At 62.4% G+C, this 23646-nt stretch carries 23 protein-coding genes; 14 read left to right on the top strand and 9 right to left on the bottom strand.

Annotation, left to right across the window (positions count from 1 at the left end; translation table 11 throughout):
- The first annotated feature begins 35 nt into the window (after positions 1–35).
- The 3 genes from kdpC to AC07W0_RS19695 all read left to right on the top strand — a co-directional run bounded on the left by kdpC (position 36) and on the right by AC07W0_RS19695 (position 4066).
- Positions 36–581 (top strand): potassium-transporting ATPase subunit KdpC, encoded by a 546-nt coding sequence (kdpC, locus tag AC07W0_RS19705; RefSeq protein WP_026140252.1) that lies wholly within the window; start codon positions 36–38, stop codon positions 579–581.
- A gap of 106 nt (positions 582–687) precedes the next feature.
- Positions 688–3339: a DUF4118 domain-containing protein gene (locus AC07W0_RS19700; protein ID WP_017848821.1), complete on the top strand. Its 2652-nt coding sequence runs from the start codon at positions 688–690 to the stop codon at positions 3337–3339.
- 37 nt (positions 3340–3376) lie between these two features.
- Positions 3377–4066, top strand: a complete 690-nt coding sequence (locus AC07W0_RS19695; protein WP_026140251.1) for a response regulator — start codon at positions 3377–3379, stop codon at positions 4064–4066.
- A gap of 132 nt (positions 4067–4198) precedes the next feature.
- Here AC07W0_RS19695 and AC07W0_RS19690 read toward each other — a convergent pair whose 3' ends face one another.
- Positions 4199–5236: a patatin-like phospholipase family protein gene (locus tag AC07W0_RS19690; RefSeq protein ID WP_017848819.1), complete on the bottom strand. Its 1038-nt coding sequence runs from the start codon at positions 5234–5236 to the stop codon at positions 4199–4201.
- A gap of 217 nt (positions 5237–5453) precedes the next feature.
- Between AC07W0_RS19690 and AC07W0_RS19685 the strand changes: the two genes are divergently transcribed.
- The 3 genes from AC07W0_RS19685 to AC07W0_RS19675 all read left to right on the top strand — a co-directional run bounded on the left by AC07W0_RS19685 (position 5454) and on the right by AC07W0_RS19675 (position 7464).
- The gene (locus AC07W0_RS19685; RefSeq protein ID WP_017848818.1) at positions 5454–5732 is read left to right on the top strand and encodes a hypothetical protein; all 279 of its coding nucleotides are present in this window, start codon (positions 5454–5456) and stop codon (positions 5730–5732) included.
- Positions 5733–5814: 82 nt separating this feature from the next.
- Positions 5815–6576, top strand: coding sequence for a CHAD domain-containing protein (locus AC07W0_RS19680; RefSeq protein ID WP_017848817.1), 762 nt, complete (start codon positions 5815–5817; stop codon positions 6574–6576).
- Positions 6577–6666: 90 nt separating this feature from the next.
- Complete coding sequence (locus AC07W0_RS19675; RefSeq protein WP_102617953.1) at positions 6667–7464, top strand: acyl-CoA thioesterase; 798 nt, start codon at positions 6667–6669, stop codon at positions 7462–7464.
- Positions 7465–7467: 3 nt separating this feature from the next.
- Here AC07W0_RS19675 and AC07W0_RS19670 read toward each other — a convergent pair whose 3' ends face one another.
- The 3 genes from AC07W0_RS19670 to AC07W0_RS19660 form a co-directional block, all read right to left on the bottom strand.
- Positions 7468–7830: an Mpo1-like protein gene (locus tag AC07W0_RS19670; RefSeq protein WP_017848815.1), complete on the bottom strand. Its 363-nt coding sequence runs from the start codon at positions 7828–7830 to the stop codon at positions 7468–7470.
- Between the two features lie 109 nt (positions 7831–7939).
- Positions 7940–9421, bottom strand: a complete 1482-nt coding sequence (locus tag AC07W0_RS19665; RefSeq protein WP_102617954.1) for a methyl-accepting chemotaxis protein — start codon at positions 9419–9421, stop codon at positions 7940–7942.
- A gap of 98 nt (positions 9422–9519) precedes the next feature.
- On the bottom strand, positions 9520–10326 hold the full coding sequence (locus AC07W0_RS19660; RefSeq protein WP_046483457.1) for a TatD family hydrolase: 807 nt from the start codon (positions 10324–10326) through the stop codon (positions 9520–9522).
- 236 nt (positions 10327–10562) lie between these two features.
- On the opposite strand from AC07W0_RS19660, the gene AC07W0_RS19655 reads away from it, so the two are divergent.
- The 3 genes from AC07W0_RS19655 to AC07W0_RS19645 all read left to right on the top strand — a co-directional run bounded on the left by AC07W0_RS19655 (position 10563) and on the right by AC07W0_RS19645 (position 13097).
- Positions 10563–11990: an MltF family protein gene (locus AC07W0_RS19655; protein WP_026140250.1), complete on the top strand. Its 1428-nt coding sequence runs from the start codon at positions 10563–10565 to the stop codon at positions 11988–11990.
- Between the two features lie 103 nt (positions 11991–12093).
- Positions 12094–12528 (top strand): DoxX family protein, encoded by a 435-nt coding sequence (locus tag AC07W0_RS19650; protein ID WP_017848811.1) that lies wholly within the window; start codon positions 12094–12096, stop codon positions 12526–12528.
- Positions 12529–12788: 260 nt separating this feature from the next.
- Positions 12789–13097, top strand: coding sequence for a hypothetical protein (locus AC07W0_RS19645; RefSeq protein ID WP_017848810.1), 309 nt, complete (start codon positions 12789–12791; stop codon positions 13095–13097).
- A gap of 4 nt (positions 13098–13101) precedes the next feature.
- Here the strand turns inward: AC07W0_RS19645 and AC07W0_RS19640 are convergent, their stop codons facing one another.
- The 3 genes from AC07W0_RS19640 to AC07W0_RS19630 are packed head-to-tail and all read right to left on the bottom strand — an operon-like array spanning position 13102 to position 16454.
- A complete protein-coding gene (locus AC07W0_RS19640) occupies positions 13102–14790 on the bottom strand; it encodes a Gldg family protein (RefSeq protein WP_046483453.1) in 1689 nt (562 codons plus the stop codon).
- Between the two features lie 15 nt (positions 14791–14805).
- Positions 14806–15531: an ABC-2 transporter permease gene (locus tag AC07W0_RS19635; RefSeq protein WP_102617955.1), complete on the bottom strand. Its 726-nt coding sequence runs from the start codon at positions 15529–15531 to the stop codon at positions 14806–14808.
- Positions 15528–16454, bottom strand: a complete 927-nt coding sequence (locus AC07W0_RS19630) for an ABC transporter ATP-binding protein (protein WP_046483446.1) — start codon at positions 16452–16454, stop codon at positions 15528–15530. The genes AC07W0_RS19635 and AC07W0_RS19630 overlap by 4 nt, the downstream gene beginning before the upstream one ends.
- A 257-nt stretch (positions 16455–16711) precedes the next feature.
- Here AC07W0_RS19630 and AC07W0_RS19625 point away from each other — a divergent pair, with 257 nt between their 5' ends.
- Both AC07W0_RS19625 and greB read left to right on the top strand, forming a co-directional pair.
- Positions 16712–17728, top strand: a complete 1017-nt coding sequence (locus tag AC07W0_RS19625; RefSeq protein WP_102617956.1) for a hypothetical protein — start codon at positions 16712–16714, stop codon at positions 17726–17728.
- Positions 17729–17854: 126 nt separating this feature from the next.
- Positions 17855–18328, top strand: a complete 474-nt coding sequence (gene greB / locus AC07W0_RS19620) for a transcription elongation factor GreB (RefSeq protein WP_026140354.1) — start codon at positions 17855–17857, stop codon at positions 18326–18328.
- 43 nt (positions 18329–18371) lie between these two features.
- On the opposite strand, the gene AC07W0_RS19615 is transcribed toward greB, so the two are convergent.
- Complete coding sequence (locus AC07W0_RS19615) at positions 18372–20882, bottom strand: ABC transporter permease (RefSeq protein WP_102617957.1); 2511 nt, start codon at positions 20880–20882, stop codon at positions 18372–18374.
- Positions 20882–21565: an ABC transporter ATP-binding protein gene (locus AC07W0_RS19610; RefSeq protein WP_017849531.1), complete on the bottom strand. Its 684-nt coding sequence runs from the start codon at positions 21563–21565 to the stop codon at positions 20882–20884. Before AC07W0_RS19610 ends, AC07W0_RS19615 begins: the two co-directional genes overlap by 1 nt.
- Before the next feature lie 10 nt (positions 21566–21575).
- On the opposite strand from AC07W0_RS19610, the gene AC07W0_RS19605 reads away from it, so the two are divergent.
- The 3 genes from AC07W0_RS19605 to AC07W0_RS19595 all read left to right on the top strand — a co-directional run bounded on the left by AC07W0_RS19605 (position 21576) and on the right by AC07W0_RS19595 (position 23588).
- Positions 21576–22181, top strand: a complete 606-nt coding sequence (locus AC07W0_RS19605) for an arylesterase (RefSeq protein ID WP_026140353.1) — start codon at positions 21576–21578, stop codon at positions 22179–22181.
- 58 nt (positions 22182–22239) lie between these two features.
- The gene (locus tag AC07W0_RS19600) at positions 22240–22533 is read left to right on the top strand and encodes a hypothetical protein (protein WP_017849529.1); all 294 of its coding nucleotides are present in this window, start codon (positions 22240–22242) and stop codon (positions 22531–22533) included.
- A gap of 86 nt (positions 22534–22619) precedes the next feature.
- Positions 22620–23588 carry a L,D-transpeptidase family protein gene (locus AC07W0_RS19595; protein ID WP_017849528.1) on the top strand — a complete coding sequence of 323 codons (969 nt, stop codon included), beginning with the start codon at positions 22620–22622 and terminating at the stop codon, positions 23586–23588.
- Positions 23589–23646 lie beyond the last annotated feature (58 nt).

Genomic DNA, 23646 nt, shown 5'->3' with positions numbered 1-23646 from the left:
CCACAGGTTGCACTGACCGAATCGAGGAATTTGAAATGTCCAATATCATCCGCCCGGCCCTGAGCCTGCTGGTCCTCATGACCCTGATCACCGGCGTCGCCTACCCGTTGGTGGTGACCGGCGTCGCCCAGGTTGCCTTCCCGGACCAGGCCAACGGCAGCCTGGTGCGCGACGCCAGCGGCAAGGTGCGCGGCTCCAGCCTGATCGCCCAGGACTTTACCGGCGACAGCTGGTTCCACCCGCGTCCTTCGGCGGGCGCGTTCGCGACCGTGTCCAGCAGCGCGAGCAACCTGGGGCCAAGCAACCCGGCATTGGCCACGCGCGTGTTCGATGACGCGAATAAACAGTTCGTGCCCGCGCAAGGGCCGGTGCCGTTAGCCTCGCTGACTACCTCCGGCAGCGGTCTTGATCCACACTTGCCTCCGCAGGCGATTGCCTATCAACTGGCGCGGGTAGCCGCCGCGCGGAATGTGCCGGTGGCCACCCTGCAACGCTTGCTGGATGAACACATTGAAAGCCCACTGGTGGGCCCGCCGGTGGTGAATGTGCTGGCGCTGAACATGGCCCTGGAAAAATTGTAAACAGGAGCGCCGCTATCGCGGGCAATGCATTCCACATGTGGGAGCGGGCTTGCCCGCGATAGCGCCCTGAAAGACACCCTATAAACCCCTGAAGGAACCCCCGCGCATGAGCGACTCCGGCCGCGCCGATGCCCTGTTAGCCGATCTGCCCCGGGACGGCCGTGGCCGGCTCAAAGTCTTCCTGGGCGCCGCGCCGGGTGTGGGCAAGACCTACGCCATGCTCCAGGCCGCCCACACGCAGTTGCGCCAGGGCGTCAGGTTGCTCGCTGGCGTGGTCGAAACCCACGGCCGCGCCGAGACCGAAGCGTTGCTCAGCGGCCTGCCGCAGCAACCGTTGCTGCGCAGTGAATACCGGGGCGTGATGCTCGAGGAAATGGACCTGGACGGCCTGCTCGCCGCCAAGCCGCAACTGGTGCTGGTGGACGAACTGGCCCACAGCAACGCGCCCGGCAGCCGCCATGAAAAGCGCTGGCAGGATATTCAGGAACTGCTCGCCGCCGGCATCAACGTGTTCACCACGGTCAACGTCCAGCACCTGGAAAGCCTCAACGATCAGGTGCGTGGCATTACCGGCGTGCAGGTGCGCGAAACCCTGCCCGATTGGGTCCTGCAGGAGGCCGATGAGCTGCTGCTGATCGACCTGCCGTCGCGCGAGTTGCTGGAGCGCCTGCGCGACGGCAAGGTGTATGTGCCAGAACAGGCCCGTGCGGCCATCGACGCGTTTTTCACCCAGACCAACCTGATGGCCCTGCGCGAGCTGGCGATGCAAACCGCCGCGGCTCACGTCGACGACGACCTGGCCCAGGGTTACCGCCAACTCGGCCAGGCCGCGCCGGCCGTGCGTGGGCGCTTGCTGGTCGGCGTCGACGGCGATGCGCAAGCCGAGCGCCTGGTGCGCCATGCCAGCCGCGTGGCGCAGCGTCGCCATCTGCCCTGGACCCTGGTGCATATCGATAACGGCCGCGCACGCGATGAACAAGCACGCCTGCGTCTGCAAAATGCCCAGCAACTGGCCGAACGCCTCGGCGGTGACGTGGTGCTGCTGCGTGCGGGGGAGGTGACCAAGACGTTGATCCAGCATGCCGCCGAGCGCCGCGCCAGCCTGGTGCTGGTCGGGCAGTCGCGGATGAACTGGCGACGCCGGCTGTTCGGCGGTGGCGTGGCCGAGCGCCTGATGCGCAATGCGCGCGGTCTGGAAATCAACATCCTCGACAGCGACGACGTACCTGCACCGCCGCGCCTGCCGGATGTGCGCGGGCTGGTGTGGTTCGACTATGCGCTGGCGGTGGTCGCGACGGTGATCGCGGCGGCCCTGGCCTGGGCGGTCGCCAGTGTGTTGCCGTTGCCGAATATCTCGCTGGTGTTTCTCGCGGCGGTATTGCTGGTGGCGGTGCGCAGCAGCCTGGGGCCGTCCCTGATGTGCGCGGCGCTGTCGTTCCTGACGTATGACTTCCTGTTTATTCCGCCAAAATTCTCCTTCGCCATCCAGCGTGAAGAAGACGTGCTGACCCTGTTGTTCTTCCTGCTGATGGCGGCGTTGACCGGCAACCTCGCGGCGCGCCAGCGTCGGCAGTTGCAGGCGTTGCGCGATACCCAGGAAGAAACCAGCGAGCTGCTCGACCTGTCGCGCAAACTCACCGCCGCCACCGACCGCCAGGCGGTGATCAGCGCGGCGGCGCATCACCTGGAAGGCTGGAGCGACCTGGATCTGTGCCTGGTCAACCGCGACGGCCAGGGCGCCTGGAAAGTCGAGACCGGCGGGCCGCTGACCTTCACCGAAGCCGAACGCGCCGCCGCCGACTGGGCCTGGCAGCATGACCAGCCGGCAGGTAAGGGCACCGGCACGCTGCCGTTCGGGCGCTGGTGGTGGTGGCCGTTGTCGGGTGAAGAGGGCCCGCTGGGGTTGCTCGGCGTCAGCGCAAAACCCGGTATGGAACTGAGCGGCCAGCGCCGTCGCTTGCTGACCGCCTTGAGCCAGCCGCTGGCCCAGGCGTTGGCCCGCGCGCAATTGGCGCAGGAGCTGGAATCCGCGCGCCTGCACGGCGAGACCGAGCAACTGCGCAGTGCTTTGCTCGCCTCGGTGTCCCACGATTTGCGCACGCCGTTGACGTCCATGCGCGGCAGTATCGACAGCCTGCTGGCACTCGGCGAAGCCATCCCGCTGGAGGATCGCCGCGAGTTGCTCGAAGGCACCCGCGATGAAGCCGAGCGCCTCGACCGCTATATCCAGAACCTGTTGGACATGACCCGCCTGGGTCACGGCGCGTTGAAGCTGGCGCGCGATTGGGTCTCGCCCGGCGATATCGTCGGCAGCGCCCTCGGCCGTTTGCGCGCGGTGCTGGCGCCGTTGCAGGTGAGGATCGATGTGCCGTCTGAACTGCCGTTGCTGTATGTGCATGCCGCGTTGATCGAGCAGGCGCTGGTCAACGTGCTGGAAAACGCCGCCCGGTTCTCGCCGGCCCAGGGCCATTTGCACGTCAGCGCCGGGGTGTCGGATAACCAGCTATTCTTCGCCGTGGCGGACGAGGGCCCCGGGATTCCCGAAGACGAGCGCGCGAAGATTTTCGATATGTTCTACACCGCTGCCCGTGGTGATCGCGGCGGGCAGGGCACCGGTCTGGGCCTGGCGATCTGCCAGGGCATGGTCGGCGCCCATGGCGGGCATATCAGCGTCGCCGATGGGATTGGCGGGCGGGGCACTTGCATCACGCTGTTCCTGCCTTTACCCGCACAGCCTGGCCTGGAACGCGAGGCGTGAGCTACTCTCTTTTTTCGATGGATTTTGATTGGACACCATGAGCCAGACCGCGACGATTTTGGTCATTGACGACGAACCGCAGATCCGCAAATTCCTGCGCATCAGCCTGGCCTCCCAGGGCTACAAAGTGATCGAGGCTGGCACTGGCAACGAAGGCCTGGCCCAGGCCGCCTTGAGCAAGCCGGATTTGCTGGTACTCGACCTCGGCTTGCCGGACATGGACGGCCAGCAGGTGCTGCGCGAGTTTCGTGAGTGGTCGACGGTGCCGGTGCTGGTGTTGTCGGTGCGCGCCAGCGAAGTGCAAAAGGTCGAGGCGCTGGATGGGGGCGCGAACGATTACGTCACCAAACCCTTTGGCATCCAGGAGTTTCTGGCCCGCGTGCGCGCCTTGTTGCGCCAGGCCCCAGCGGGTGAAGCCCAGGAAGCGGCGTTGTGTTTTGGCCCGCTGACGGTGGACCTGGCCTTCCGCCGCGTATTGCTGGACGGCGCCGAAGTGGCGCTGACCCGCAAGGAATACGCGGTGCTGGCGCAATTGGCGCGACATCCGGGGCGGGTGATTACCCAGCAACAACTGCTCAAGGACATCTGGGGGCCGACCCATACCGAGGACAGCCACTACCTGCGCATCGTGGTGGGCCACCTGCGCCAGAAGCTGGCGGATGATCCGACTCAGCCGCGGTTTATCGTGACCGAGGCGGGGGTGGGGTATCGGTTGCTGGGGGCTTAGGCCTGGTGGGTTTTCGTTGGCTGTCAGGGCCCTATCGGGGGCAAGCCCCCTCCCACATTTTGAAATGTGTTCACAAATCAAACTGTGGGAGGGGGCTTGCCCCCGATGAGGCCCCCAGCCACACCGCCAATCTCAGTGCTGCTCACTCTCATACCGATCCAACGTATCACTGGCGATCTCGCGCCCCAGGGCGATCAGTTCCGGCGCCTTGTAGAACTCGAAAAACCGGCACACCCGCTTCGGCACGTTGATCAGCACATCCGGCGGGTAGCCGGCGATCTTGTATTGCGCCAGCGATGTCTGCATCACCTCGAAGCTCTGGTTGATCAGGTCCAGCAATGATGCCGGGCCGACGTTGTCGATGATGAACGAACCGGTCGCCGACTTCGGCGCCCCGGCTTTTTCCGGGGCGGCGGCGGGCTGCTGGGATTCCGGTTCGGCCGACTCCAGCCACGGGTTGATCTCGGCCGCTTGGGCCTGCAAGGCTTCCTGTTCGAGCTTCATCAACTGCTCGGCCTGCTTGCGGCGAAACGGCAAGTGCGAACCCAGCGACTTCGCCAGGCTGTTGAAGCGGCTCTTGAACGCCGGCGGCCGCTGGATCACCGGCAAGTGGTAGTGTTTCTGGTTGGTCGCATTGAGGTTGACCGCAATGATCAAGTCGCAATGGCTCGACACCACCGGCACGATCGGCAGCGGGTTGAGCAGGCCGCCGTCCACCAGCATGCGGTTGCCCTGCATCACCGGGGTGAACAGGCTCGGAATCGCCGCCGATGCGCGCATGGCCTGGTGCAGGCAGCCTTCCTGGAACCAGATTTCCTGCTGGTTGGTGAGGTCGGTGGCCACGGCGGTGTAGGGGATGCGCAGCTCTTCGATATTGATCTCGCCGACGATCTTGCGGATCTGCCCGAAGACCTTCTCGCCGCGAATCGCTCCCAGGCGGAAGCTCACATCGACCAGGCGCAGTACGTCGAGGTAATCCAGGCTTTCGATCCAGTTGCGATACTCGTCGAGTTTGCCAGCAGCATAGATTCCGCCCACCACCGCGCCCATGGAGCAGCCGGCGATACAGGCGATGTCGTAGCCGCGCCGTTCGATTTCCTCGATCACACCGATATGGGCATAGCCCCTGGCCCCACCGGAGCCCAGCACCAAGGCAACACGCTTCTTCATGGTCGATGTCCTTCGTTAAGCAGGCGCCCACAATGCACCCAATACGGGGGCGGCTTCAATCTTCGCGCCACCGCGCAATATTTTTCCAGAATAGCGGCTAGGCTCGGGTATGCTCTGGCAATAGGCGCTTTTGATTTCGGGTGGCGGACAAGGCACTTTTCTTTGTAGGCAACGTCTACACGGTACGACCGTTTTTCTTTATTTTGAGGTGTCATCGATGAAAGCCTGGATGTGTGTGCCTGTGATCATGTTGGCCCTGGCCGGTTGCGCCGGGAAAACTGCCTATCGCGACAGCTGTGGCAGCCAATTGGACGCCGCGTGGAAAGAGCTGGACCTGGCCAAGGCCGAAGGCTTTGCCGGTACCGTGAGTTACTCCAAGGCCTTGTCCCTGTTGACCGGCGCCAAGACCCAGCAGCAATTCGAAGCGTTCGAAGGCTGCGCCAACAAGGCCGAGAAGGCGCGTTTCTATATTCGTGAGTCGCGCGCCGGCCGCTGATTCGTCGCAGCTGTCGAGTGCAACCAGGCTGCGTCAGCGGTTTGAGTGATGCAGGGATTATTCGTCGTCAGTGGAGGAAAACATGTCAGCCTTGGTAGATCAGTTAGTCGCTCAGGTCATCGGCCTGGAAGTAGGGTTACTGAGCTGCCAGGCTCGGCTCGCCGCCGTCACCGACGATGAAGCCCTGCATGATTTGCGCACCACCGTGCGGCGTCTGCGTAGCCTGTTGCGACCCTTGCGCGGCTTGCCGGGGGTCGAACAACTCGAACTGGCCGCCAGTACCGTCGGCCAATTGACCACCCCGTTGCGCGATCGTGAAGTGCTGGCCGCGCATCTGCACCAGCACGGTCACCATGCCGCCGCCGACCGTCGTCTGCGCCTGCAACCCGAGGCCTATCGCCACGTCGCCGAGGGCCCGGAGCTGGCGCACCTGCTGCAGATCCTCGATGCATTCCCGCGGTTTATCCGTGCCTCGCAACACCAGAAACTGCTCAGGGGCCTGCGCACGCGTATCGAGAAACGCCTGGCCAAGCAATGGCACAACCTCGATGACGCCCTGCAGGACCCCAGCCACGATCGCCACCGTCTGCGCTTGTTGATCAAGCGCGTGCGCTACGCCGCCGAAGCCTACCCCGAGCTGGACAAGCTGCCGGTCAAGGCGATGTCGCGCCTCAAGCAAGCCCAAGGCGCCCTGGGCGATTGGCATGATTGCTGGCAGTGGCTGCTCCAGGCTGAGCATCAAGCCGATCTGCAGCCCTGTGTGACGATTTGGCGTCGCACCATGGCCCAGGCCGAAGGCGAGGCGGATCGGGTGCTGGACAAACTCTGCGCGGATTGTTTCTGAGCCGGTCCGGTTTTTGGCCGGAATAGGCGCTGTACCTGGTGGGTGCGCTGGTTAAGATCGCTGCTCCGGTCTTTTTGATGTGAGGTCGCCATGCGCTTCAGTGATTTGCTCGACGCCGCCCGTAACCACCCGCTGGAGGTCACCATCCCCGCCGAATGGGCGCAGGGTCGCGCGACCTTTGGTGGCCTGGTGGCCGCTTTGCAATATGAAGCGCTACGCGCCCAGGTCCCTGCCGACCGGCCGTTACGCTCGTTGGCAATCACTTTTGTCGGCCCGGTCGCCGCGGATGTGCCCGCCAGTTATCACGTCGAAGTGCTGCGCGAAGGCAAGGCGGTCAGCCAATTGCTTGGCCGGGTGGTGCAGAACGGTGAAGTGGCGACGCTGGTCCAGGCCAGTTTCGGCGCGTCCCGTGAGTCGCAAGTCGTGGTGGCGAGTGAGCCGCCGCCGACCTTCAAGCATTGGGATGAATGCCAGGAGCTGCCGTATATGCAGGGCGTCACCCCGGAATTCATGCGGCACCTGGCGATGCGCTGGAGTGTCGGCGGCCTGCCGTTTACCGGCAATACCTCCCGCGACATGGGCGGTTGGGTGCGCTTGCGCGGCGATGTGAAAGAAGAGCCGCTGACCGAGTCGCACATCCTCGCCCTGGTGGATGCCTGGCCGCCAGCGTTGCTGCCGCACCTGCGCAAGCCCGCGCCGGGTAGTACCCTGACCTGGACCATCGAGTTTATCCAGCCGCTGCAAGACCTCACCACACTTGACTGGTGCCAGTACTACGTCAACATCGAACACGCCCGTGACGGCTACGGCCATGCCGCTGCGGCGCTGTGGAGCCCGAGCGGCGAGTTGATCGCCATCAGCCGCCAGACCGTGGTGGTCTTCGCCTGACCTTCAGTGCCGGTGGCGCTGACGCCAGGCGCGCCACCAGCCACCGCTGAGCACAAAGCGCGGGAAGCTCACGAACTGCTCGACCAACAGGCGTTGGACCGCGTCTTTGCGGTCGCTGAACGGTTCACCGGCCTGGGCTTCCAGGCTGTGGCCATGCCGCTGCAAGGCAAGGCCGGCGAGGATGCCGACAACGCCCACGGCCAAACTGGCCAGGCTCAGGCTGAACACCCCGGAAACGACCAACAGAAACCCGATGATAAACAGCGGCACCGCGATCATGTGCAACGCCAGGTTGGTCGGGTGCTGGTGGTTCTGCGGGTACTGACGCCATTGCCAGGCGGGGAGATTGGGATGACGTTTGCCCATGATGATGAATCCTCTGTCCGTTGAAACAACTTGAACAGAGTTTAGGTCGGGTCGGCTGGCGCGGCGAATCAAGGCTGGCTATGGGGGCCATAGCCTCGCCTTGTATTGCTTATAGCTTCAACTGGCCAATCGCCTTGCTCAACTCCCCGGCCAATGTGGCGAGCTGATTGCTGGTGGTGGCCGAATCCACGGTCTGCTGCACGGTGTTCTCGGTCACATCACGAATACTCACCACGGCGCGGTTCATCTCTTCGGCGACATGGCTCTGCTGTTCGGCGGCGACGGCGATCTGGGTGTTGCTTTCGCGCATCTGCGCCACGGCGCCGGTGATTTCGGCCAGTGCCGCGCCGGCTTCCTGGGCCTGTTGCACGCAGTCATCGGCCTTGAACGAGCTTTCTTGCATGAAGTCCACCGCATCGCGGGTGCCGGCTTGCAGCGCCGAGACCATGAGCGTGATTTCGTCGGTGGAGGTTTGCACGCGTTTGGCCAGGTTGCGCACTTCGTCGGCGACCACGGCGAAACCGCGGCCCATCTCCCCGGCGCGGGCGGCTTCGATGGCGGCGTTGAGCGCGAGCAGGTTGGTCTGTTCGGCGATGCTGTGGATCACGCTGACCACGCCGTTGATTTTCTGGCTGTCTTCGGCGAGTTTCTGGATCATCTCGGCGGTCTGTTGCACGCCGCTAGACAGCCCGGCGATTGAGCGTTGTACCCGATCCACCACTTCGCGGCCGCTGCCGGCGAGGGTGTCGGCGGTCTGGGACAAATCGCGGGTGGCGCCGGCGTGCTGGGCGATGTGGTGGACGGTGGCCGTCATCTCGTTGATGGCGGTGGCGGCCTGGTCGGTTTCGCTTTGCTGGCCGAGCATGCCGTGCTGCACCTCGTTCATGCTGCTGGCCAGGCGCGCCGCGCCCTCATCCAGTTGCTTGGCGGTGCTGGCCACGGTGTTGACCACTCGCTGGTAGCCGGCTTGCATGGCATTGAACGCGCTGGCCATCTGCCCGACTTCATCTTTGCAGGCCAGCGGGACACGCGCCGACAAGTCGCCGGTTTTCTCGACGTGGAGCATCACGTCCTTGAGGGTGTTGAGCTGGCTGAGCAGGAAGCGGATCAGCAGCTGCGACGCGCAGAGCATCGCCAGCATCAGGATCAGCACCGCCACCGCGTAGTTGGCGAAGCGCTCACTGAACACCTGGCTCAGGCTTGGCGCGTAAGCGAGCACGGCGACCTGTTGCCCGTCGGCGCGGGCGACCACTTCAGCGCCCATCAACGGGTTTTCGCCGAACAAGGGCAGGTGATTGAGTTCGACCCAGCCGCTGGCACTGCTCAAGTCTGACAGATCTTGATCGACCAACTGTGGGACTTGGCCACGGGTAAACGTCAGCCACGCCTCGCCCTTGGGCAGCGCCTTGTCGGCCGGCCAGGCGCTGAGCAAGCGCGCCTGGGCTTGTGCCGAGGCCTGGGACGCCTGGCTGCGCGACTGCTGTTCGAGATGCACAGCGTATAGCACCAACAGCAGCGTGGTGATAAAGGCGACCGCGTTGACGGCCCAGAATTTGTATTTCAGCGAGATATTGCTAAGCCAGGCACCCATAGAAGGTTTTTCTCTGATAGCGGAAACAGCATTGGCAAGGTGCCATTATTGTGCCGCTACTGAAAAAATACCACTTTGATATGGGTCAATACGCCACATCAAACCACAGCGGGTAGGCCAAAAAAAATACGCGCGCAGGCGGTGCTGTGCTGGGCCAGGTCTTCCAGGCTTTCGTTGCGGTGCAGGGCGACTTCGCGCAGCACCTCCGGCAGGTAGGCCGGTTCGTTACGGCCGTTTTTCGGTTTGGGCCGCAGGGTGCGCGGCAGCAGGTAAGGCGCATCGCTTTCCAGCATCAGGCGGCCCCGAGGAATTTCTCTGACCAGCGGATGCAGGTGCGTCCCACGGCGCTCGTCGCAGATCCAGCCGGTGATGCCGATGTGCAAGTCGAGGTCGAGGTAGCTGAACAGCGCCTGCTGCTCGCCCGTGAAGCAATGCACCACGGCGGCGGACAAGTGATCGCGGTAATCCTTGAGGATCTCCAGCAGGCGCTGGTTGGCGTCGCGTTCGTGGAGAAACACCGGCAGTTTCAGCTCGACGGCCAGGGCCAGGTGTTCTTCGAGGACTTTTTCCTGCTGCGGGCGCGGTGAGAAGTCGCGGTTGAAATCCAGCCCGCATTCGCCCACCGCGCGCACGCGGCTGTCGTTGAGCAAACCACGTAGGCGTTGGGCGCTGTCGCCGTTCCAGTCGCTGGCGGAATGGGGGTGGATGCCGGCGGTGCAGAACAGTCGCTGGCCGCTTTCATCCAGCTTTTCGCACAATTGCAGGGCCTGTTCGCTGCCGTCGACACTGGTGCCGGTGAGCACCAATTGTTGCACGCCGGCGGCATACGCACGCTCGAGAACGGCCTGGTGCTTCTCGTCGAAACTTGGGTTTGTCAGGTTGACGCCGATATCAATGAGTTGCATGGTGCTATCTCCGCCTGCGGCCGGAAAGCATATCAGAGCTGTAGATTTATAAGAAAAACCTAGAACTACAACGAGTTATAGCTGTCTTTGAACGTCGCAAGTGACATTGTGGTGGGTCTATCGCCTATCCTGGTGCCGCCGTTGCGTGCCTTGTCAGCGCATAAAGCGCTCTGTTTCTGACCTCCAGCCCCTCGTTTTTCGCGAAGGTGCTGGCCAGTATTCTTTCCGGAGAGCGGATGATCCGACCCTCGGCGTTGCTTATGTTGTGCCTGACGTTATCGCTGCCCATGGCGGCGGTCGCGCGGCTGGACGGGCCGCTGGAAGTGACCAAACCGAGCAAGGTGCGCGACCTGGCCGAGATTCGCTCCAGTCGTACCCTGCGCGTACTGGTCAACCAGAGCCGCAACAGTTCCGGCGAAATCCAGGGCCAGGCCATTGGTGTCGAATACCATCGCCTGCGTGCGTTCGAGCAGTACCTCAACGACCAAGCCCGCGATGGCCAGGAAATCAATCTGAAGGTCATCCCCAAGGCCAAGGACCAACTGCTTGGTGCGCTGGCGCGGGGTGAAGGCGATCTGGTAGCCCCCGGGGAATTGCTGGAAGTGAAGGCCACGCACAAGATCAGTGCGAGCGACCCGATTGCCAGCGGTGTGCCGTTATGGCTGGTGGGGGTCAAGGGCGAGCGCCGGTTCACCCGGCTGGAGCAGTTGTCCGGGCGCACATTGGCGCTGACCACCGGCAGCGCGGCGGCGGATGCGATCAACCAGGTCAACCAGAAACTGGCCCTGCACAAGCAGCCGCCGATCAAGGTGGAGTGGGTCGACCCGAGCCTGGCGGTGGAGGACGTGCTGGAGATGGTCCAGGCCGGCATCTTTCACCTGACCATCGTCGAGAAGCCCATCGCCGAACGTTGGTCGAAGATCCTGCCCAAGCTGCGCTTCGACAAGCAAGTGGTGATCAATGAGCCGGGCGAAGAGTATTGGTTCGTGCGGCAGGACGCCGCGATGCTGCGGGCGAGTATTGATCGCTTCCTCAAGACCTACCGCACGCCGTCCGACCAGGACGTGGCGTTTCAGCGCATTTATCGACGCCTTTACCAAGTGCGCAACCCGCTGGCCCGCATCGACCGCCAGCGCCTGGAGAAACTGCGCCCGATCCTGCAAAAACATGCGCGCGAGCAAGGCATGGATTGGTTGAACCTCGCCGCGCTGGCTTTCAAGGAGTCCGCCCTCGACCCAAGCGCGCGCAGCAGCGGTGGCCCCACCGGCCTGATGCAGATCACGCCTTCGGCGGCGCAGCGGGTGGGCGTGAACAATATCGAAAATCTCGACAGCAATGTGCAGGCGGGCGCACGTTACCTGTCGATGATCCGCCGCAAGTTTTTCGCCAGCCCCAAGCTCAACGAGCGTGAGCGCATGGCGTTCGTGCTGGCGGCCTACAACATGGGGCCGGAACGCGTGCAAGGCATGCGTACCGAAGCCAAGCGGCGTGGGTTGAACCCCAATCAGTGGTTCTTCCAGGTGGAGCGCATTGCCATGGAGCAGGTGGGGATGAGCGGCGTGAGCTATGTGAATAGCGTCAACAAGTACTACCTGGCGTTTGATCGGGAGCGGGACTCCCTGGAGCCGTCGGCGTTGGAGCCGAAAATCGCTTCGCGCAAGTGATCGATTTTATAGATATTAATCAGGCATTTTTTCGGCTTTTATCATTGCCTAAACTGATTAATATAGCGGCCAACCAACCCCTACTCTGAAAAGGATTATCCCCATGAGCCCACTGATCAAAAGCATCCTGTCCACCCGCGCCGGCTATGGCTTGACCATTCTGCGCATTGTCGTCGGCATCATCTTCGCTGCCCACGGTTCGCAAAAACTCTTTGGCTGGTTTGGCGGCTACGGCCTGGCGGGCACCGCGCAGTGGATGGAAAGCATCGGCCTGGCGCCGGGCACCCTGATGGCCTTGTTGTCGGGCGGTACCGAGTTCTTCGCCGGCCTGGCCTTGATCATCGGCCTGCTGGCACGCCCTGCGGCCTTGGGCCTGACGATCCTGTCGCTGGTGGCGATCTTCTCGGTGCATATCCATAACGGTCTGTTCATGGCGAACAATGGTTATGAGTTCGCCCTGGCCTTGCTCGGCGGCTCCCTGGCCGTCCTGTTCGAAGGTGCCGGCAAACTGTCCGCCGACCGCGCCATCACCCACTGATCGGTCTGTAACCGCTGGAGAAGGCCCGCCATGTGCGGGCCTTTTCGTTGCGCGGGATTCTTGACACCGCCCCATCGGCTTCTCTAGGATGTTGGTTATGCGCCGATTTAAACAGCTAATTGCGGGGCGCCACTGGGACTCGATGCAGCCCGACAGAAGCCAGTTCTCATTGCAGACGCCGGCTTCGAAATACCGCTAAAGCGCTGGTTCGGTGTTGCCTCTCACCTGCCCGCAGACTTTTGAGGCAGAGACACGACACGATGAATGCACCACGCCCCCTCATACGCCTGGCTCCGATCACTGCGGAGCTGACTCAACGCAATCCGAGAATTCTCCTGGGCGGCAAGCACCAGCCGACGCTGTTGCGTTACCTGGACGGCTGGCCGCGTCGGGGCGGGCGGCCCTCGGCGTTCCTGATCCAATTTGTCGAAGATGGCGATTCCCTGGCACGCTTTGCCAGCAACAGCTTTGACCTTGCGGTGATCCAGGCGCCCAGCGCCAGTGACGCGGCTGAGGTGATCCGCCAACTGACGCGCATTGCCCGGCAAGGTTTGATCGCGCGGCGCTGAGCCCTCAATAAAACGCCGACGGCGGCACCGGCCAGCGACGACGCCGCCGCCGAAACAGCCCCCAGGCAATCAGGCACAGCAGTGCCGGCAACGGCACAATCACCAGCAGTTTTACGTTGCGTTCCAGGCGCTGCACCGGCGCGTAAAGCGTGTTTTTCAGCGTATGCAGTTCCATCGGTAGACGCAGGCGTTCCTTGTTGAGCGCTTGCAACTGGGTACTGGTATCGACCGACTCCGTGCCCAGGGCCGTGACGTCGGGGTTAAGGCGCTGCCATTCCTTTTCCGTTCGTGCCAGGCGCCGTTCCAGCTCGGCAGCCTGATCCCGATAGGCGCGTTCGGCAGCCTCGCGCCGCTTCGCCAGCAGCTTCAATGAATGGCCGGCCACCGCGCGCGGGCGAATGTCCGCCAGGGCCTGCGGCGCGGCGAGGTTATCCAGTGCGTTCATGACAAACAGTTTGTTGGCATTTCGCGCGGATTCGCCGGGAGGCTCGCTCAACATATCCGTATCTGCAACCACGACCACATGGATCTGCGCCGCCTTCTGCAACCCCGGCGGCCGCCCGCCAAATCCGTCGGCAAACGCCGAATAGGCTGGCCCTTCGAGGCGGGCAGCGATCACGTGAGGCTCGCCACGCGTGGGTAACGCACTGCCCACGGCGTCTGAATCGATCAGTAACGACTGTCTGGAACTGCGCAACAGCGGCGTGAAGATGGCGCGACTTTTATCCAGGGAAAACAGGGCGCCGCTGTTCGACACGGTCACTGTGCCCAGCTTCCAGGTGCTGACATCGCGGGTATTCATTGCTTGGCGTGGCAGGGTGAATGTGGCCGGTTGATGTTCCGACGGGGCATAGGTGGGGTCGACCAGCACTTTGTTGCTCGGCATGCTGACCCCCCAGCCGGCGAGCAACCCGTCTAACCGGGTGGCGGAAGACGTTGTCTTTGAGCCGCCTTTGTCGAGGGGGTCGATAAACATCAGCAGTTTGCCGCCGCCCAGGACGAACTGGTCGATCGCATACAGTGTTTTTTCCGGCAGCCCGCGTGGATGTACCAGCATCAGGGTTTTAATCCGTGAGGGCACATGATCGGCGGTCGGCTCCAGCTCCAGGAGGTCGAAATGTCGGTGCAATTCCAGTACCAGCGGCTCGATGGATGCGCCGGCCGGTAACCCTGATAACAGCCCGACGATCGCGGGCTCGGGGTGCAGCAACTGGGTGATCAAGTGGCTGATTTCATACTCCAGCAGCGGCTCGTTCTCCGGGTTGAACGACTCGATGCGTTGGGCGGTTTGCCCTTCCCGAGCGCCGATAAGACCGAAGAACCCCGGTTGATCGCGCAGGCCATACAGTCCTGCTTTGTAGGCATCCTCTGAAAAGGGAGTGGGATCGATAATGTGCAGATTGATCCTGCCGTTTGCTGCGTGTTCGAACGCCCTGAGTTTTTCTTCAACGCGTTTGGCATAGTGTTTCAGGATGCTTTTTTTGGCCGGTATGCTTGAATTGAAATAATAGAAGTCCAGTGGACTTTCCAGTGTGGTGAGCAAGTGCAATGCCGCGGGTGACAATGTATTGGTCTGTTGTTGGGAAAAGTCCTGGCGTAAATCAGGAAGTTTGACTACCCATACCAGGTTGAATGCGAGGAACAGCAGCAGTATGACGCTAAGTGTCATGCCGGTGCGCAATGGATATCGCATCGAGAGTGTTCCTTCTCAGCTGTTCTTGTAGTTGAGGATAACGGTCGTCGCAGCAAGAAAAGCAATGATCATGCTGATGAAATACGCGCCGTCCTGAAAGGTAAGTGTCCCGTGATCAATCAGGCCAAAACGCAGGAGTGGGCTGAGAGATGTCAAACTGTCGATGATCCAGATGGGCGCTTGACGCTCCAGTGCATCCAATATCGAAGACACGCCGCTGGCCAATAACAGCAGGCTCAGCGTCAATATGAAAATGGCCAGGCGCTGGCGGGTCAGTGCGCAAATAAAAACACCCACTGAGAGATAGCTTCCGCTCAATAACCAACTGGCCAGGAATTGGGAGACGATGACCCGGTTGTCCGCACTGCCCAACAAGTTGACCACCGTCACGATGGGGAATGTCAGTAATAATGCCAGGCCCGCCACGACCCAGGCGGCGAGGAACTTCCCAATAACCAGTTCGGCGGGCCGCACAGGCAGTGTTTTCATGAAATCGCCAAAGCCTGTCTCGTTCTCGTCCGCCCAAAGTTGAGTCGACAGCGCAGGGATCAGTAACAGGTACAACCACGGGTGCCATTGAAAAAAGCCCTGCAAATCGCTGCTGCTGCGCTCCAGCAGTTGGCTGGTGTGCAACCCCAGCAAGGTCGACAGCAACAGGAACAGCGCAACGCTCAGGTAGGTGGCAGGTGCCGATAGATAGCTGGCAAGCTGGCGTTTGAAAACAGATGGCAGCAGGTTCAATGGGATGCCTCCTGGCTCAGGTGGTGAACGACATCGTTCAGGCGGCCTGGCTCCAGATTCAGTGAGTGTATTTCCCAGCGTCGGTTGGCAATCAATGCGCAGATGGCGGGGTAGATGGAGTGTCCCGGCATGGCGAGAACGGTTACCGTGCCCGGGCCGTGCCGGTCTTCTTCGATACCTGCCACGCCGGGCAGTACGGCAAGCGCCAGTAAATCCAGGGCTGACTCCGCCGCCAGGGTGACCGCGCGAAAGTGCCGGGAACTGCGCTGCAGCTCGGGCATCGGGGTGTCCGCCAACAGGCGCCCGCCGCCAATGACCAGGGCGCGGGTGCAGACGCCGGCCAGTGCTTCGCAATCGCGTGAGGCAACGATGATCGTCATCTCGTCGGCCAACGACTGGATAAGCCTGCTGATCTTGCCTTGCTGATGGGGCGCCAACCCTTCGCTGGGTTCGTCCAGCAACAGCACGTCGGGGTCGTGCAGCAGGGCCTGGGCAAACGCGACTTTGCGTTTCAGACCAGGGGGAAGGGTGTTGATCGGGTAATCGAGGACTGGCCAGAGTTCGAGTCGGCTGGCCGCGTGATCCACCCGCCTGCGTCGCTCCGCGCCTTGGAATCCCCGAACGGTGGCGATGAACTTGAGCAGGTTCTTGACCGACAGAGTCGGGTGACTGACACCGGATTCGGGTTGATAGCCTATTGCCTTGCGTGCGTGATAGCCGTGTGTGTGTGTATCCAGCCCCAGAATCCGCACTTGCCCCGAGGAGGGTTGGATGGCGCCGGCGATCATTTTTAAAAGTGTCGTTTTACCTGCCCCCTCCAATCCAAATAAACCAAGGCACTCTTGGCGTTTGGCAGAAAATGAGACATCGCTGATTACACTCTTTTTGTTCAAGTATTTTGTGAGGTTGCTTATCTCGATCATTATGCTTTTCTGTTCGGTTGATGAGGCAAGAAGAATGAAGAGGCAAGCGCCTTTGTTGAGTGATATAGGGCTCGGGTTTAAAAATGGTACGTTCAATGTACAGTGCTTGGAAACGCTGAAGTATCTTAATAAGAGAAGTCCTACGTTCAGTCTGTTACCTCGCTGAAACAATCGTTGAGTGATAAATGCATGTTGATGGTCGGATGTTTATCTGATGTTTATATACGCTTTGCTTGTTGTCATGAGGCCTGATTACTATGATGCTTCTACGTACCCTAGTTCTTGAACGCTCTGGTGAGGATGCGCCGGTCAACGGTGCTCTGCTCTGTGGTTTTGCTGTTCCCCAGATCGAGTCGAACTTTCTTGTGTACAGCCTGGATGAAGAAATAGAGCCGGGTAGTTCCCGGGTATATGTCGCAGCATTGCGTAGGAAAGTTGAACGCTACTTCTTGGGTGGGGTGGATACCCAAGAGGATCTGCAAGTTGCGATGCGGGTGTTTAAACAAATACTGACCCTGGCCGCTTCCGGTACCAAGTCGGGTAGCGTCGGCGACGGCCAGATTCCCTATCACTTTGTCGACTTGAAAGGCTGCAAGTTGCCGCCCGCCAGGCCCGAAGATCATCATTCAATGAACATCAAGAAAGCCTTGGTGATGAAGGTGATTACCTTGGGCACATCGGCCCCTGCGTCAGAGGCGATTGAAAGTCCTACGCTGATTGTCCCGTCCATTCGTTTTTCTTCCAAATTGGTCTCGGCTCCCAAAGTCACCAAGGAGCCTGAAAAGGTCTTGCCCGTGGTGATCGAGGGGCTGGCTGAACCTCAGCGGCAGGTGCCCGCGGTCGTGGCGCCAACTGCTGCGCCGGTCGTCGCGGTTGCACCCAGTGCGCCGCCGGCATCCAACGAACAGGCAGAACACAATTCACTGTTCGAGGTGGACAGCACCTTGACCAACCTCGCGCGTGTCGCCCAGGAACTGACCCAGCAAAAACTTGCAATGCAAAAGCGCGAAGAAGCGCTCGAACAGCGCCAGGTTGAACTGCAGCGAGGGCTGGCGGAGCTTGAGCAAAAACGCCAGGAACTGACCCGTCGCATGGTGCAGGAGGAGGGCGCCGTGCAGTTGCAGGCGCAGGCGTTGGCGGCGCTGCTCGTGCAGTTACCAGGGTTGCGCCAGAATGTGCATGCCATTCTCTTTGAACTCGACCAGGCGTTGGACGGCCTGGCCAGGAATGAGCTGGTTCAAGCGAGCAGTGAGCCGGGCGCAATCCAGCTGTGATGCGAGGCGTCAGAGGGTCTGGCTACTTTCCCCGGTTCATTTATCATCACCCTCTGTTCGTCGACGCCGGGGCCTGCATGCCGCGGCGTATTGGAATCAATGGACATTGCCTGGGGATGCACACGTTTGAGTACCAAGCTGATTACCAAAGAAGGTCATGAGGCGCTGAAGAAGGAGTTGGATTACCTGTGGCGCGAAAAGCGTCCAGACACCACGCGCAAGGTGACTTGGGCCGCTTCCCTGGGGGATCGCAGCGAGAACGCGGACTACCAGTACAACAAGAAGCTGCTGCGTGAGATTGACCGACGGGTGCGCTACCTGCGCAAGCGTCTGGAAGACATGCGCGTGGTGGAGTACATGCCCGAACAGGAAGGGCGGGTATTTTTCGGTGCCTGGGTCGATATCGAAAACGAGCAGGGCGAAACCAAGCGTTTTCGCATCGTCGGCTATGACGAGATCTACGAACGCATGGACTACATCTCCATCGACTCGCCGATGGCGCGGGCGCTGCTGCGCAAGCAAGTCGACGATGAGGCCATCGTGCAGACGCCGAACGGCGAGGTGTGCTGGTGGATCACCGCTATCGAGTATGTGAAATAGACAATGGTGGCCCGCGGTCTGTGACGCGCGGGCCATTGTCGTCTCAGCCTTCGCGCAATACCGCCAATGGCGTGGCATTCAGCGCGCGGCGCGTCCCGAACACCCCGGCAGCGCCGATCAGCACGCCACCGATCACCGGCAGCAACAGCAACCACGGGTGTGGGTGCCAGGCCAGGTCGAAGGCATAGCGGTACAGCACCCAGGTCACCAGTTCGGTGCCCAGCGCCGCGAGCAAACCGCTGACGGCGCCGAGCAGGCCGAACTCGATGCGTCGGGCCTTCACCAGCAGCTTGCGCTCGGCGCCCAGCGCACGCAGCAGCGCACCTTGGCGAATGCGTTCGTCCAGGGTGGCCTGCAGGCCGGAGAACAGCACCGCCATCCCTGCCGCCAGCACGAACAGCAGCACATACTCCACGGCCAGCGTTACTTGGGCGAGGATGCTGCGCAGCTGTTCCAGCAGGGCCTCGACTTGCAGGATCGTGACCGCCGGGAAGGCCCGGGACAGGTCGATGATCTGCCGGTCATGGCCGGGGGCCAGATAGAAGCTGGTCAGGTAGGTGGCCGGCAGGTCTTTCAAGGTGCCAGGCTGGAAAATCATGAAGAAGTTGGGCTGGAAGTTATCCCAATTGATGGTGCGCAGGCTGGTGACCCGCGCTTCACGGGTTTCGCCCGCCACGGTGAACACCAGGTGGTCGTCGAGCTTGAGTTTCAGGCTTTCGGCAACCTTGGCTTCCACCGACACGCCCGGTATTTCATCGCCCGGTTGCTGTGACCACCAGGTACCCGCGGTCAGGGCATTGCCCGGCGGCAGGTCGGCGGCCCAGGTCAGGCTCAGGTCGCGCTGGATTGCGCGGTCGCCGCTGGAGTCCTTGCTGACGATCGCCTGCACGGGCTCGCCGTTGACGCTGATCAGCCGGCCGGGCACCACCGGATACAGCGGCGCCGATTGTGCCTGCAGTTCGAGCAGGCGAGCGCCAAAGGCGTCTTTGTCGGCGGGCAGGATGTTCAGCGCGAAGTAGTTGGGGGCATCCTTGGGCAGCTGGTTTTGCCAGGTGTCGAGCAATTCGCCGCGCAGCAGGGCGATCAAGCCCATGGACAGCAGGATCAAGCCGAACGCCAGCGACTGGCCTGCCGCCGCCAACGGATAACGCAGCAACTGGCCCAGGCCCAGGCGCCACGGCAGGGACGCCCGGGCCAGCAGGCGGCGCAGGCTCTGCAACAGCAGCAGGAGCAGGCCACCGAGGATCAACGCCGCAACCACGCCCCCGCCGAGCAGGGCGAAGGTCAGCACCAGGTCGAGGCTCAGGCGCCACATGATCAGGCCCAGGGCAAGCAGCGCCGCGCCGTAGACCATCCAGGTGCTGGACGGGATGGGCAGCAGGTCGCGCCGCAACACGCGCAGCGGTGGGACGCGGCCCAGTGCTGCCAACGGTGGCAGGGCGAAACCGGCGAGGGCCACCAGCCCGGTGCCGATCCCGGCAATGGCCGGCAGCAGCCCGCCGGGCGGTACGTCCGCCGGCAGCAGGTCGTGCAGGAAATAGAACAGGCCAAATTGCGCCAGCCAGCCCAGCAGGGCGCCGGCCAGGCTCGCCAACAGGCCGAGTACGCTCAGTTGCAGGCTGAACAACAGCATGGTTTCACGCCGCGATAAACCCAGGCAGCGCAACAACGCGCTGGCATCAAAACGTCGGCTGGCGAAACGGTTGGCGGACAACGCCACGGCCACACCGGCCAGCAACACCGCCACCAGGCTGGCCATGTTCAGGTAGCGCTCGGCCTTGCCCAGGGCGCCGCCGATCTGCTGGTTGCCATCCCGCGAGTCCTGCAGGCGCTGGTTGGCCGCGAGGCCCGGCTCGATCAGGTCACGATAGGTTTGCAGTGCCGTACTTGAGGGGGCTGCGCGCCACAGCTCGCGGTAACTGACGCGGCTGCCGGGCTGGACGACGCCAGTGGCGCCCAGGTCGGCCAGGTTGATCATCACCCGTGGCGTGAGGCTGTAGAAATTGCCGGCGCGGTCCGGTTCATAGGTCAGCACACGCGCCAGGCGCAGGGACTTCATGCCCACGTCGATGCTGTCACCGACTTTCAGGTCGAGTGCGGTGAGCAGCCGTGCCTCCACCCAGGCTTCGCCGGGTTTCGGGCCGCCGCCCGCGGTTTCGTCAGCGAATGGCGCGGCTGCGCTCTTCAGTTCGCCGCGCAGCGGGTATTGTTCGTTGACCGCCTTGATGCTGGACAGCTGGATGCCGTTATCGGTGGCGATAACGCTGGAAAACTCGACGACGCGTGCGTGATCCAGGCCCAGTTCGATCCCGGACCTGATTTGCTCGGGGCGCGCGGGTGAGCTGCCCTCGAGCACCAGGTCGGCGCCGAGGAACTCGGTGGCGCGCAACAGCATGGCGCCATTAAGGCGTGCGCCGAAGTAGCCGATGGCGGTGCTGGAGGCCACGGCCACCAGCAGGGCGAAGAACAACACGCGCAATTCGCCGGCGCGGGCATCGCGCAGCAATTGGCGTAGGGCAAGGCTAAACAGGCGCAACAGCGGCAAGCGTGCCATCAAGGCTCCAGGGGCGCGACCAGCAGGCCGGCTTCAAGGCGGATCAGGCGTCGGCAACGGTGCGCCAGGCGCTCGTCGTGAGTGACCAGGACCAGGGTCGTGCCGCTTTCTTTATTCAGTTCGAACAGCAGGTCGCTGATGCGCTCGCCGGTATGGCTGTCGAGGTTGCCGGTGGGTTCGTCGGCAAACAGCACGTCCGGTTCGGCGGCAAAGGCGCGGGCGATCGCCACCCGTTGCTGCTCACCCCCGGAGAGTTGGCGTGGCGAGTGGGTCAGGCGTTGGCCCAGGCCGACCCGTTCGAGCAGGTACCTGGCGCGCTCGCGGGCGTCTTTGCGGCCGTCCAGCTCCAGCGGCAGCATGACGTTTTCCAGGGCGTTGAGGCTGTCGAGCAGTTGGAATGACTGGAAGACGAAGCCCACATGCTCGGCGCGGATGCGCGCGCGCTGGTCTTCGTCGAGGCTGCTCAGGGCTTGGCCGGCGAGGATGACTTCGCCGCTGCTGGGCAGGTCGAGGCCGGCCAGCAGACCGAGGAGGGTGGACTTGCCGGAGCCGGAGGCACCGACGATAGCCAGGCTATCGCCCTTGTTCAGTTCCAGGCTCAGTTCGTGCAGGATAGTCAGTTCACCTTCCGCGCTGGGAACCACTTTGCTAAGGTTTCGCGCGATGAGAATGCTTGCGCCCATGGAGAATCCGATGCGAATGTGGTTTTTGAGTGCTGGCCTGGCCTTGATGTGCATGGCCCAGAACGCAGCGGCGGGTACAGTCCTGATCGTTGGCGATAGTATCAGTGCCGGTTTCGGACTGGATACCAGCAAAGGGTGGGTAGCCTTGTTGGGACAGCGGCTCAAACACGAAGGTTTCGACGATAAAGTGGTCAACGCGTCCATCAGCGGCGACACCAGCGCCGGAGGCCTCGCGCGGCTGCCGGCGGCGCTTGCGGAGCATAAGCCCAACCTGGTGATTATCGAGCTGGGCGGCAATGACGGCCTGCGTGGACAGCCGCCCGCGCAATTGAAACAAAATCTTGCGTCGATGATCGAGCAGTCCCAGGCGGTCGGCGCCAAGGTCCTGCTGCTGGGCATGCAGTTGCCGCCTAACTACGGTCCGAAATACACCACGGCATTTGCCGGGGTCTACGCGGCCCTGGCCAAGGAAAAGAGCGTGCCGTTGGTACCGTTTTTCCTCGACGGCGTAGGCGGTCATCCCGAGCTGATGCAGGCCGATCAACTGCACCCGGCGGTCGGCGCCCAGGGTAAGTTGCTGGAAAATGTCTGGCCGACGCTAAAACCGCTGTTATGACGCTTTTCTACCGGCAGGCTTTCGGCTAAGGTGGCGCCCCCCCGATTTGGAGCCCTCGATGTCGCGTCCTGCCTGGTCCCTGTTTAATTACCAACTGATCGAGCCGGACGAGCAGCTGGATCTGTTCGCCTGCCAGGAAGTCCGGGTGCATCTGGTCACGCGTCAATTGGAGCTGGGCGGCACGATCGATCGCACGCTCTGCGGCACGTTGTTGCCGGCTCAGCCACGCTGGTCGGCGGTGGATCGCTCGATTTTCCAGGATCAGCGCCTGTGCCCCCTGTGCCGTGCCATCTTGGAGTCGCAAAAGCGTGGCACGCCGCCGATCTGGCCGGAGCTGCGCTTCGAGTGGTGAGGGGCGCTACGAGCTTGCAGCTTGAAGCCCGCATCGCGTATACAATCGCTTTTTACCTACACGTTGTTCTGCGAAGGATTTTCCGGATGTTGTCGCGCCTTTCCGCCGTCACCTGCTGCCTGTCTCTTGCCGCCCTGTGTGCGGCGGGTTCCGCAGCGGCCTTGCAGTTGCCCCTGCCACCCCCGGGCGAAGACATCGTCGGCCAGGTCCAAGTGATCAAGGCCAAGTACGAAGATACGTTTGCCGACCTGGGCACCACTTACGACCTGGGCTACTCGGAGATGGTCGCCGCCAACCCGGGCGTCGATGCCTGGTTGCCGGGGGCGGGCACCGAGATCGTCCTGCCGACGCGGTTCATCCTGCCGCCGGGCCCCCGCGAAGGCATCGTGATCAACCTTGCCGAATACCGGCTCTACTATTTCCCCAAGGGCCAGAACGTCGTCTACACCTTCCCGCTGGGGATTGGTCGTGAAGGCTGGGGCTCGCCGATCGCCCATACCAGCATTGTCGCGAAAACGCCGAACCCGACCTGGACGCCGCCCGCTTCGATCAAGGCCGAGCACGCCGCCAACGGCGATCCGTTGCCCAACGTGGTACCGGCCGGCCCGGACAACCCGCTGGGGCCGTTCAAGTTCACCCTGGGCACGCCGGGCTACCTGATCCACGGCTCCAACATGAAGTTCGGTATCGGCACGCGTACCAGCCACGGCTGCTTCCGCATGTTCAACAATAACGTGCTGGAAATGGCCGGCATGGTACCGGTGGGTACTCCGGTGCGTATCATCAACGATGCCTACAAGTTCGGCAGCAGTGGCGGCAAGGTCTACCTCGAAGCGCATACGCCGCTGAACGACGATGGCACGCCGTCGGTGGTCGACAAGCACACCGCGGTGATCAACGCGCTGCTCAAGCGTGAAGACCTGGCCAATCACCTGCGGGTGAATTGGGATCAGGTGCGCGACGTGGTCGCGGCGGAAGATGGCCTGCCGACTGAAATCGGTGTGCCGGCTGCGGCGTCGATGGTCTCGAACGCGCCGCTCGATCCGTTGCAATAAGCCGGTTCGATCAATCGCCCGCCACGGCCTTGGGCTGCGGCGGGCTTTTTATTGCCCG

This window comes from Pseudomonas sp. GW704-F2 (assembly GCF_059423025.1).
This window is presented reverse-complemented; position numbering and strand designations above follow the sequence as displayed.

Coding starts and splice junctions, on each gene's coding strand:
- kdpC (WP_026140252.1), top strand. CDS start 36: ATGTCCAATATCATCCGCCCGGCCCTGAGCCTGCTGGTCCTCATGACC.
- AC07W0_RS19700 (WP_017848821.1), top strand. CDS start 688: ATGAGCGACTCCGGCCGCGCCGATGCCCTGTTAGCCGATCTGCCCCGG.
- AC07W0_RS19695 (WP_026140251.1), top strand. CDS start 3,377: ATGAGCCAGACCGCGACGATTTTGGTCATTGACGACGAACCGCAGATC.
- AC07W0_RS19690 (WP_017848819.1), bottom strand. CDS start 5,236: ATGAAGAAGCGTGTTGCCTTGGTGCTGGGCTCCGGTGGGGCCAGGGGC.
- AC07W0_RS19685 (WP_017848818.1), top strand. CDS start 5,454: ATGAAAGCCTGGATGTGTGTGCCTGTGATCATGTTGGCCCTGGCCGGT.
- AC07W0_RS19680 (WP_017848817.1), top strand. CDS start 5,815: ATGTCAGCCTTGGTAGATCAGTTAGTCGCTCAGGTCATCGGCCTGGAA.
- AC07W0_RS19675 (WP_102617953.1), top strand. CDS start 6,667: ATGCGCTTCAGTGATTTGCTCGACGCCGCCCGTAACCACCCGCTGGAG.
- AC07W0_RS19670 (WP_017848815.1), bottom strand. CDS start 7,830: ATGGGCAAACGTCATCCCAATCTCCCCGCCTGGCAATGGCGTCAGTAC.
- AC07W0_RS19665 (WP_102617954.1), bottom strand. CDS start 9,421: ATGGGTGCCTGGCTTAGCAATATCTCGCTGAAATACAAATTCTGGGCC.
- AC07W0_RS19660 (WP_046483457.1), bottom strand. CDS start 10,326: ATGCAACTCATTGATATCGGCGTCAACCTGACAAACCCAAGTTTCGAC.
- AC07W0_RS19655 (WP_026140250.1), top strand. CDS start 10,563: ATGATCCGACCCTCGGCGTTGCTTATGTTGTGCCTGACGTTATCGCTG.
- AC07W0_RS19650 (WP_017848811.1), top strand. CDS start 12,094: ATGAGCCCACTGATCAAAAGCATCCTGTCCACCCGCGCCGGCTATGGC.
- AC07W0_RS19645 (WP_017848810.1), top strand. CDS start 12,789: ATGAATGCACCACGCCCCCTCATACGCCTGGCTCCGATCACTGCGGAG.
- AC07W0_RS19640 (WP_046483453.1), bottom strand. CDS start 14,790: ATGCGATATCCATTGCGCACCGGCATGACACTTAGCGTCATACTGCTG.
- AC07W0_RS19630 (WP_046483446.1), bottom strand. CDS start 16,454: ATGATCGAGATAAGCAACCTCACAAAATACTTGAACAAAAAGAGTGTA.
- AC07W0_RS19625 (WP_102617956.1), top strand. CDS start 16,712: ATGATGCTTCTACGTACCCTAGTTCTTGAACGCTCTGGTGAGGATGCG.
- AC07W0_RS19615 (WP_102617957.1), bottom strand. CDS start 20,882: ATGGCACGCTTGCCGCTGTTGCGCCTGTTTAGCCTTGCCCTACGCCAA.
- AC07W0_RS19610 (WP_017849531.1), bottom strand. CDS start 21,565: ATGGGCGCAAGCATTCTCATCGCGCGAAACCTTAGCAAAGTGGTTCCC.
- AC07W0_RS19605 (WP_026140353.1), top strand. CDS start 21,576: ATGCGAATGTGGTTTTTGAGTGCTGGCCTGGCCTTGATGTGCATGGCC.
- AC07W0_RS19600 (WP_017849529.1), top strand. CDS start 22,240: ATGTCGCGTCCTGCCTGGTCCCTGTTTAATTACCAACTGATCGAGCCG.
- AC07W0_RS19595 (WP_017849528.1), top strand. CDS start 22,620: ATGTTGTCGCGCCTTTCCGCCGTCACCTGCTGCCTGTCTCTTGCCGCC.